At 61.5% G+C, this 9843-nt stretch carries 9 protein-coding genes; 5 read left to right on the top strand and 4 right to left on the bottom strand.

Annotated features, from left to right (window positions below; genetic code table 11):
* From ACIOUG_RS22735 to lptF, 3 genes are all read right to left on the bottom strand, one after another.
* A partial coding sequence (locus ACIOUG_RS22735; protein WP_401068823.1) for a GTP-binding protein occupies positions 1-125 on the bottom strand: 125 nt, incomplete at its 3' end.
* 172 nt (positions 126-297) lie between these two features.
* On the bottom strand, positions 298-1359 hold the full coding sequence (lptG, locus tag ACIOUG_RS22730) for an LPS export ABC transporter permease LptG (RefSeq protein ID WP_401068821.1): 1062 nt from the start codon (positions 1357-1359) through the stop codon (positions 298-300).
* On the bottom strand, positions 1352-2473 hold the full coding sequence (gene lptF, locus ACIOUG_RS22725; protein ID WP_401068819.1) for an LPS export ABC transporter permease LptF: 1122 nt from the start codon (positions 2471-2473) through the stop codon (positions 1352-1354). The genes lptG and lptF overlap by 8 nt, the downstream gene beginning before the upstream one ends.
* A gap of 307 nt (positions 2474-2780) precedes the next feature.
* On the opposite strand from lptF, the gene ACIOUG_RS22720 reads away from it, so the two are divergent.
* The 5 genes from ACIOUG_RS22720 to rlmF all read left to right on the top strand — a co-directional run bounded on the left by ACIOUG_RS22720 (position 2781) and on the right by rlmF (position 9531).
* Positions 2781-4271, top strand: a complete 1491-nt coding sequence (locus tag ACIOUG_RS22720) for a leucyl aminopeptidase (RefSeq protein WP_401068817.1) — start codon at positions 2781-2783, stop codon at positions 4269-4271.
* Between the two features lie 60 nt (positions 4272-4331).
* On the top strand, positions 4332-4760 hold the full coding sequence (locus tag ACIOUG_RS22715; protein ID WP_401068816.1) for a DNA polymerase III subunit chi: 429 nt from the start codon (positions 4332-4334) through the stop codon (positions 4758-4760).
* A gap of 8 nt (positions 4761-4768) precedes the next feature.
* Positions 4769-5164, top strand: coding sequence for a DNA polymerase III subunit chi (locus tag ACIOUG_RS22710; RefSeq protein WP_401068814.1), 396 nt, complete (start codon positions 4769-4771; stop codon positions 5162-5164).
* Positions 5165-5430: 266 nt separating this feature from the next.
* A complete protein-coding gene (locus ACIOUG_RS22705) occupies positions 5431-8277 on the top strand; it encodes a valine--tRNA ligase (protein ID WP_401068813.1) in 2847 nt (948 codons plus the stop codon).
* 234 nt (positions 8278-8511) lie between these two features.
* Complete coding sequence (rlmF, locus tag ACIOUG_RS22700; RefSeq protein WP_401068811.1) at positions 8512-9531, top strand: 23S rRNA (adenine(1618)-N(6))-methyltransferase RlmF; 1020 nt, start codon at positions 8512-8514, stop codon at positions 9529-9531.
* Positions 9532-9716: 185 nt separating this feature from the next.
* Here the strand turns inward: rlmF and ACIOUG_RS22695 are convergent.
* A partial coding sequence (locus ACIOUG_RS22695) for an HU family DNA-binding protein (RefSeq protein WP_394598080.1) occupies positions 9717-9843 on the bottom strand: 127 nt, incomplete at its 5' end.

Below are 9843 nucleotides of genomic sequence, written 5' to 3'. Positions count from 1 at the left end.
TGGGCTTCCATTTCACGCTCGGCCAGGCCACCGCACATCTGGATGAAACGGTCAGCCAGCGTCGACTTGCCATGGTCAATGTGGGCGATGATGGAGAAATTGCGGATATGACTCAAATCACTCACGGATCAACACTCAAAAAGGCTGCAGGCTTGGCCCGCCGAAAAATAGCCGGGAATTGTACCTGATACACGGCGCAAGCGTCACGTTCGCCTGTCACCCGGATTGCATACGAAAACGCCCCGATCTGTCGACCGAGGCGTTTTCGCGGTTAAAGCGTTGGCAACAACGCGGCCATCAACCGGCCCGTCGCAGCAACCACACACCCGCCAGCGCACAGACCGTGGCCGGCACCAGCACCGCGAACAGCGGCGAGAAACCGAACACCAGGCTCGACGGGCCAAGCAGATCCTGGACGATGCGGAAGGTGAAGCCCACCAGCACACCGGTGAACACTCGCTGCCCAAGGGTAACCGAGCGCAGCGGGCCGAAGATGAAGGAAATCGCCATCAGCACCAGCGCGGCGGTGACCAGCGGCTGCAACACCTTGACCCAAAATGCCAGCCAGTAGCGACCATTGCTCAGCCCCTGATCCGCCAGATAGTGGATGTAGCCCCACAAACCGGAAATCGACAGCGACTCAGGCGCCATCACCACCGTGTTGAGCAATTGCGGGCTCAGCGACACGTCCCACTCCTCGCTCGGCGCGTTCACCACTTCGGTGCTGCGCTCGTGGAACACCGTAGTGGTCACGTCGGTCAGCAGCCAGCGCTTGCCGTCGAACTCCGCACGCTTGGCGAAACTGGAGCTGAGCAGGTGACGCTCCTTGTCGAAGTGATAGCGGGTCACGCCATACAACAGGCCGTCGGGTTGCACGGCGTTGATATGGATGAACTCCTCACCCTGACGGTGCCACATGCCGTGCTTGGCGCTCTGCGCATCGCCACTGCCTTGCGCCAGCGAACGATTGGCCTGGGCCATGCTTTCGGTGGCCGGCGCCACGTACTCACCGATCAGCACGCCGGCCAGCATCAGCACCAGCATCGGCTTCATGACCGCCCAGACGATGCGCCCGATGGACACGCCAGCGGCACGCATGACTGTCAGCTCGCTGCTGCTGGCCAGACTGCCAAGGCCGATCAGGCAGCCGATCAGCGCGGCCATCGGCAGCATTTCATAGAGGCGACGCGGCGCGGTGAGCAGGACGAAGCTGAGCACGTCGGTCAGTGTGTAGGTATCGCTGACGTCGCTCATCTCGTCGATGAAGGCAAACAAGGTCGCCAGACCCAGAATGATCGCCAGCACGGCGATGATCGCCATGAACACACTGCTGCCGATGTAGCGGTCGAGTTTAACCACGGGCCACCTCCAGCGCAGCGCTGCGACGGCTGGCCAGTTTCAGCCGCATTGGCTCCCAGTACAGCAGGCCGAGACCGATGACCAGGAAAATCCCGTGCACCCACCACAGACCAAGGGCTGGCGGGATCTTGCCTTTTTCGAGGGCGCCGCGGGCGGCAATCAGGATGGTCAGGTAAGCCATATAAAGAAGAATCGCCGGCAGCAGCTTCAGGAAACGGCCCTGACGCGGATTGACCCGCGACAGCGGCACCGCCATCAGGGTCACGATGAACACCAGCAACGGCAGCGAAATCCGCCATTGCAGTTCGGCCTTGGAACGCTCGTCGTCGGCGTTCAGCAAGGTCGACGTCGGGATCGCGTCACGGTCGGTGACTTCGTCACTGGCATCCGGTTTTGGCAGCAATACGCCGTAGGTGTCGTATTTGATCGCGCGGTAATCGGCCTGCCCCGGGCTGCCGTCATAGCGATAGCCGTTGTGCAGGATCAGGTAGCGGTTGCCGTCCGGGTGGATCTCCTGACGGCCCTTTTCGGCCACCAGCACGGAAATCCCGCGGTCCTTCTGATTGGCCCCGAGGTTTTTCTGCGAGATGAACACGCCGCCGAGGTTGACGCGATCGTCGGTCAGGCTTTCGGTGTAGGTCACGCGGGTACCGTCACGCAACGCCTGGAAGCGGCCAGGTTCGAGCGTATCGAACTCGGTCAGGGCGTCCTGCTTGTTCAGCAGCAGCTGGAACTGATTGGCGCCCTGCGGGGCCAGGCTCAGGCTCAGCCACGCGACGACCAGCGCCACCAGCGTTGCCGGGAACAGGGTCATGCGCAGCAGACGCTGCTGACTCATGCCGGTGGCCGAGAGCACAGTCATTTCGCTTTCGAGGTACAACCGGCCGTAAGCCAGCAGGATCCCGAGAAACAGACCCAGCGGCAGGATCAGTTGCATGAAACCCGGCAGACGGTAACCCATGATCAGGAACAGCGATCCCGGATCGAGTTGGCCCGCAGCGGCCTGGGCAAGGTATTTGATGAAGCGACCGCTCATGATGATGACCAGCAGCACGGCGCTGACGGCGCTCAGGGTCAACATCACTTCACGGGACAGATAACGGAAGACGATCAAACCAGACACTCCAGGGTTGTCAGGCTAAGGCGGCCAAACAAGCAAATGTTTCGAGCGACCCGCAAGGCAGAGCCGTCGAAAAAAGATGCGGCATTATCCTGTGATTGAGGGCGCCTGTCACTGCGCACACTCACCCAAGCGTGTAATCGGTTGAAGATCGTGCCGCCGAGGGTTGTCAGGCGCAGGGAGCGAGGTTCAAACTGCCGCCTTTGTCGCAGGCACTGCCTGCGTCTCTTCTATCTATAAGCAGGCGCCTGCGGCCACCGTCGACCGCCTGTGTGTTGACCATTCATTCAGGGATCCGGACATGGAACTGGTTGTAAAAAGCGTTAGCCCAGAAACGTTGAAAACCGCCACCCTGGTGGTTGCCGTCGGCGAAGGCCGCAAACTCGGCGTTGCCGCCAGACAGGTCGACGAGCTGAGCGGTGGCGCGATCAGCGCCGTGCTCAAGCGTGGTGATCTGGCCGGCAAGGTCGGTCAAAGCCTGCTGCTGCACAGCCTGCCGAACCTCAAGGCCGAGCGCGTGCTGCTGGTCGGCGTGGGCAAGGATGAAGAACTGGGCGACCGTCCATTCCGCAAAATCGTTGCCGGCATCCTCAATACCCTGAAAGGTCTGGGCGGCAGCGACGCCGTGCTGGCCCTGGATGAAATCATCGTCAAGAACCGCGACAGCTACGGCAAGACCCGCCTGCTGGCCGAAACCCTGCTGGATGGCGAATACACGTTCGACCAGTTCAAGAGCCAGAAAGCCGAACCGCGCGCCCTGAAGAAAATCACCCTGCTGACGATCAAGGCTGCCCAGTCTGAAGTGCAACGCGCCGTGACCCACGCCAGCGCCATCGCCAACGGCATGGCCTTCACCCGCGACCTGGGCAACCTGCCGCCGAACATCTGCCACCCGGTTTTCCTTGGCGAGCAAGCCAAGAACCTCGGCAAAGAGTTCAAGGATCTGAAAGTCGAAGTCCTCGACGAGAAGAAGATCAAATCCCTGGGCATGGGTTCGTTCTACGCCGTCGGCCAGGGCAGCGCCCAGCCGCCACGCCTGATCGTCATGCAATACAACGGCGGCAAGAAGTCCGAGAAGCCTTACGCGCTGGTCGGTAAAGGCATCACCTTCGACACTGGCGGCATCAGCCTGAAACCCGGCGCCGGCATGGACGAGATGAAATACGACATGGGCGGCGCCGCCAGCGTGTTCGGCACCCTGCGTGCGGTACTCGAGCTGAAGCTGCCGATCAACCTGGTGTGCATCCTCGCCTGCGCCGAAAACATGCCGAGCGGCAACGCGACTCGTCCGGGCGACATCGTTACCACCATGAGCGGCCAGACCGTGGAAATCCTCAACACCGACGCCGAAGGCCGTCTGGTGCTGTGCGATGCCCTGACCTACTCCGAACGCTTCAAGCCGCAAGCGGTGATCGACATCGCTACCCTGACCGGTGCCTGCGTGGTTGCACTGGGCGCCCACACCTCGGGCCTGCTGGGCAACAACGACGAACTGATCGGCCAACTGCTCAGCGCCGGCAAAGCCGCTGACGACCGCGCCTGGCAACTGCCGCTGTTCGACGAATACCAGGAACAACTGGACAGCCCGTTCGCCGACATCGCCAACATCGGCGGGCCGAAAGGCGGCACCATCACCGCCGCGTGCTTCCTGTCGCGCTTCACCAAGAACCTCAACTGGGCGCACCTGGACATCGCGGGCACCGCGTGGACCAGCGGCGGCAAGGACAAGGGCGCCACTGGCCGTCCGGTGCCGTTGCTGACCCAATACCTGCTGGACCGCGCCAAAGCCTGAAACCGATGAACCTGGGCGGCGTCACTCTCCGGTGACGCCGCTCAAGGCTCAGGAACCGCAATGACCAAAGTCGACTTCTATATCCTGCCCAGCGCCGATCCTTCGGCTCGCCTGGATTTTGCCTGCAAGCTCACCGAGAAAGCCTGGCGCATGGGCCACCGCATCTACCTGCATTGCAGCGATGCCGTTCAGCGTGACGATCTCGATGCGCGCCTGTGGGCATTCAAAGGCGAAACCTTCGTCCCCCACGGCCCTGCCGAGAGCGAGCCGGACGGTTTGATCGTCCTGGGACTGGGCGCTGACTGCGGCGAGCATCAGGACCTGCTGGTCAACCTCGACCTGAAAGTCCCGGCCTTCGCCAGCCAATTTGCCCGCGTGGCGGAAGTGGTGGTGGAAGATCCGACGATTCGTGCGGCGGCACGGGAGAGTTTCCGTTTCTACCGCGAACAGGGCTATCCTCTGCAAGATCACCGTTTACAGCGACTCTGAGTACGCCGATGGACACTCCAAAACCGCTGCAAAAGCCTGCGCACCTGCTGGACGATCTCGAGTCGATCCGCCAGTTGCTCGGCGACGACAACCTGCAACCGCCCTTGCTGACCGACACGGTCGATGACGGTGAACAGGAACAGATTCCGATGTTGTTCGAGGCCGTCGACGCCACGCCGCCGACCATCGAACCATCACCCACGCCAGCCCCGACGCCTGCCGCCCAACCGGCAGCGCCGGTGGACAAAGGCCCGGACGCACTGCTGCACCTCGATAGCGAACTGCGCGCCGCCGCGCAATTGATCATGCAGGACGTGATCGACGACTTCGCACCGCATATCGAAACCGAAATCAAACGCCGCCTCGAAGCGCGGATGGAACGGCTCCTCAGCCAATACGAATAACCCGGCCTTCGGTATTTTTGTGGCGAGGGAGCTTGCTCCCGCTGGGGTGCGAAGCACCCCCAAAACCATCCAACAGTGTTTTGTCCGCGAAGCCTGCATGGCAGTGTTTACGACTGCTGCGCAGCCGAGCGGGAGCAAGCTCCCTCGCCACAGAGTTCGCGACCACATTTAGATCTCCATCCGGCCCGCCCCGCTCGCCCTCGGCCCCATGCCCCGCTATACTTCCCGGCTTTTCCTGAATAAATGCCAATAGGGTCCCGCCGCGCATGGATAAGACCTACCAGCCGCACGCCATTGAAACTTCCTGGTACAACACCTGGGAGTCCGAGAACTATTTCGCACCGCAAGGCGCGGGCGATTCCTACACCATCATGATCCCGCCGCCGAATGTCACCGGCAGCCTGCACATGGGTCACGGTTTCAACAACGCGATCATGGACGCCCTGATCCGTTTCCGCCGCATGCAGGGTCGCAACACCCTGTGGCAGCCGGGCACCGACCACGCCGGTATCGCCACGCAGATGCTGGTGGAGCGTCAACTGGAAGCCACCGGCCAGAACCGTCATGACCTGGGCCGCGAAAAATTCCTCGAGAAAGTCTGGGAGTGGAAGGATCAGTCCGGCGGCAACATCAGCCGTCAGATCCGCCGCCTCGGCTCGTCCGTGGACTGGAGCCGCGAGCGCTTCACCATGGACGACGGTCTCTCGGAAGCGGTTAAAGAAGCCTTCGTGCGCCTGCACGAAGACGGCCTGATCTACCGCGGCAAGCGTCTGGTCAACTGGGACACCAAGCTGCACACGGCGATTTCCGACCTCGAAGTGGAAAACCACGACGAGAAAGGTTTCCTGTGGAATCTCAAGTACCCGCTGGCCGACGGCGCGAAAACCGCTGAAGGCAACGATTTCCTGATCGTCGCGACCACCCGTCCGGAAACCAGGCTCGGCGACTCCGCCGTCGCGGTTAACCCGAACGATGAGCGCTACAAAGCCCTGATCGGCAAGTTTGTCGAGCTGCCACTGGTTGGCCGCCGCATCCCGATCATCGCCGACGATTACTGCGATCCTGAATTCGGCACCGGCTGCGTGAAAATCACCCCGGCCCACGATTTCAACGACTACGAAGTCGGCAAGCGCCACAACCTGCCGCTGCTGAACATCTTCGACAAGAACGCCAACGTGCTGCCAGCGGCCCAAGTGTTCAACCTCGACGGCACGCTGAACGACAGCATCGACGGCAAGATCCCGGTCGAATACGCCGGACTCGAGCGTTTCGAAGCGCGCAAGCAGATCGTCGCTGCGTTCGACGCCGCCGGCCTCTTGGTCAGTGTCGACGATCACAACCTGAAAGTGCCGAAAGGCGACCGCTCCGGCACCGTGATCGAGCCGTGGCTGACCGACCAGTGGTACGTGTCGACCAAACCGCTGGCTGAGCCTGCGATTGCTGCCGTTGAAGACGGCCGTATCCAGTTCGTGCCCAAGCAGTACGAAAACATGTACTTCTCGTGGATGCGCGATATCCAGGACTGGTGCATCAGTCGTCAGCTGTGGTGGGGCCACCGGATTCCGGCCTGGTACGACGAGTCGGGCAAGGTCTACGTCGGTCGCGACGAAGCCGAAGTGCGTGCCAAGCACAACCTCGGCCCGGACGTTGCGCTGCAACAGGACAACGACGTGCTCGACACCTGGTTCAGCTCGGGCCTGTGGACGTTCTCCACCCTCGGCTGGCCAGAGAAGACCGAATTCCTCAAGAAATTCCACTCCACCGACGTGCTGGTCACCGGTTTCGACATCATTTTCTTCTGGGTTGCCCGGATGATCATGCTGACGATGCACCTGATCAAAAATGAGGACGGCACCCCGCAGGTGCCGTTCAAGACCGTTTACGTGCACGGTCTGGTGCGTGATGGCCAGGGCCAGAAGATGTCCAAGTCCAAGGGCAACGTCCTTGACCCGCTGGACATCATCGACGGCATCGAGCTGGAAGCACTGGTGCAGAAGCGCACCTCCGGCATGATGCAGCCGAAACTGGCGAAGAAGATCGAGAAGCAGACCCGCGACGAGTTCGCCGACGGCATCGCCAGCTACGGCACCGACGCCCTGCGCTTCACCTTCTGCTCGCTGGCGTCCACCGGTCGCGACATCAAGTTCGACATGGGCCGTGTCGAAGGCTATCGCAACTTCTGCAACAAGATCTGGAACGCCGCGCGTTATGTTCTGGACAAGGGCGAAGACTGCGGCCAGAACGGCGAAGCCTACGAGCTGTCGCTGGCCGATCGCTGGATCATCTCGCAGTTGCAGCGCACCGAAGCCGAAGTGACCCGTCAACTGGATCAGTTCCGTTTCGACCTCGCGGCGCAAGCGCTGTACGAGTTCATCTGGAACCAGTACTGCGACTGGTATCTGGAACTGTCCAAGCCAGTGTTGTGGGACGAAAACGCCCCGGTCGAGCGTCAGCGCGGCACCCGTCGCACCCTGGTGCGTGTACTGGAAGTGGCGCTGCGTCTGGCGCACCCGTTCATGCCGTTCATCACTGAAGAAATCTGGCAGCGCATCGCGCCGCTGGCCGGCATTCAGGGCAAGACGATCATGCTGCAACCTTGGCCAGTGGCCAACGAAGAACGCATCGATCCTGCCGCCGAAGACGACATCGAATGGCTCAAGGGCCTGATGCTCGGCACGCGCAACATCCGTGGCGAAATGAACATCGGCCCGGGCAAACCGCTGCCGATCTACCTGAAGAACGTCAGCGCTGAAGACCAGCGTCGCCTGACCGAGAACGAAGCGCTGCTGAAGAAACTGGCGCGTCTGGAATCGATCACCGTACTCGCCGCCGGCGAAGAAGCACCGCTGTCCGCCACCGCGCTGGTTGGCGAGATGGAAGTGCTGGTGCCGATGGCCGGTCTGATCGACAAGGGCGCCGAGCTGGCACGTCTGGACAAGGAAATCCTGCGTCTGCAGGGCGAAGTCCAGCGGGTTGGCGGCAAGCTGTCGAACGCCGGTTTCGTTGACAAGGCCCCGGCCGAAGTCATCGAGAAGGAACGCGCCAAACTGGCCGAGGCTGAACAAGCCCTGGGCAAACTGGCCGAGCAGCACGCGCGGATTTCCAGCCTGTAAGGGCAAGCCGCAATGAAAAAGGGAGGCCCGCAACGGCCTCCCTTTTTTATTCAAGAATCGCCACAAATCCCCTGTGGGAGCGGGCTTGCTCGCGAATGCGGTGTCTCATTCAACCTGTGTGTTAGCGGGCACACCGCTTTCGCGAGCAAGCCCGCTCCCACAGTTTGAACGGTGTTGCCTTTAGATGTGGGACAATACCCGCCACTTTCAGCCATACCCGAATCGATCACACCCATGAACGCCCCCCGCACCCCCAAACCTGCGCGCAAGAAGCCTGATGCCGCGACCCCGGCCAAAGCCGTCGAGCCGCGTGAAAAGGCCAGCCTGCACCCGCGCAATCGCCACCAGGGTCGCTACGACTTCCCGGCGCTGATCAAGACCACGCCGGAACTGGCGAAATTCGTGATCACCAACCCGTACGGCAAGGAAAGCATCGACTTCGCCAGCCCCGACGCGGTGCGCGTGTTCAACCGGGCGCTGCTCAAGTCCTTCTATGGCATCGAGCATTGGGATATTCCGGCGGATTACCTCTGCCCACCGGTCCCGGGCCGTGCCGATTACGTGCACTTCCTCGCTGACCTGCTGGCGAGCATGAACGACGGCAAGGTCCCGCGCGGCGCGATCGTCAACGTGCTGGACATCGGCATGGGCGCCAACTGCGTGTATCCGCTGATCGGCAACAGCGAATACCGCTGGCACTTCCTCGGTTCGGAGATCGACCCGACGGCCGTGGCCGCCGCCCGAGCCATCGTCCAGTCCAACGACCTGAACAAGGTCATCAAGCTGCGCCAGCAGGAAAACCGCAAGCACATCCTGATTGGCTTGCTGGAGCCGGGCGAACGCTTTGACCTGACCATGTGCAACCCGCCGTTCCACGCCTCGATGGAGGAAGCGACCAAGGGCAGCGAGCGCAAATGGCGCGCACTGGGCAAGGCCGATCCGAAGCGCAAACTGCCAGTGCTGAATTTCGGCGGTCAGTCCGCCGAGCTGTGGTGTGAGGGCGGTGAAGCACGTTTCGTGACGCAACTGATCGCCGAAAGCGCGAACTTCCAGCACAAGGTGTTGTGGTTCAGTACCCTGGTGTCGAAAGCCTCGAACCTGCCAGCCATCGAAACCGCCCTGAAGAAGGCCGGCGTGCTGGAAAGTCAGGTAGTGGAGATGTCGCAGGGGCAGAAGCAGAGCCGCTTTGTGGCGTGGACCTTCCAGACCAAGTCCGAGCAGCAGATCTGGCGTCGCGAGCGCTGGGTTCGCTAACACTGAGCTACTTGTGGGAGCGGGCTTGCTCGCGAAAGCGGTGGATCAGTCAATAAACATGTCGACTGACACTCCGCTTTCGCGAGCAAGCCCGCTCCCACATTTGATTTATGGTGTCAGTAAAAAACGGACACAAAAAAACCGTGCCCGGATCGCTCCGGTGCACGGTTTTTTATCGCTGCGTCTTACTTGTTCACAGCGTCGGTCAGGCCTTTGGCCACAACCAGTTTGATCACTTTCTTGGCAGGGATTTCGATGGCAGCGCCAGTCGAAGGGTTACGGCCAGTGCGGGCAGGACGCTCGGTCACTTTC

The organism is Pseudomonas sp. NPDC087803 (assembly GCF_044742995.1).
Classification (GTDB): domain Bacteria; phylum Pseudomonadota; class Gammaproteobacteria; order Pseudomonadales; family Pseudomonadaceae; genus Aquipseudomonas.
This window is presented reverse-complemented; position numbering and strand designations above follow the sequence as displayed.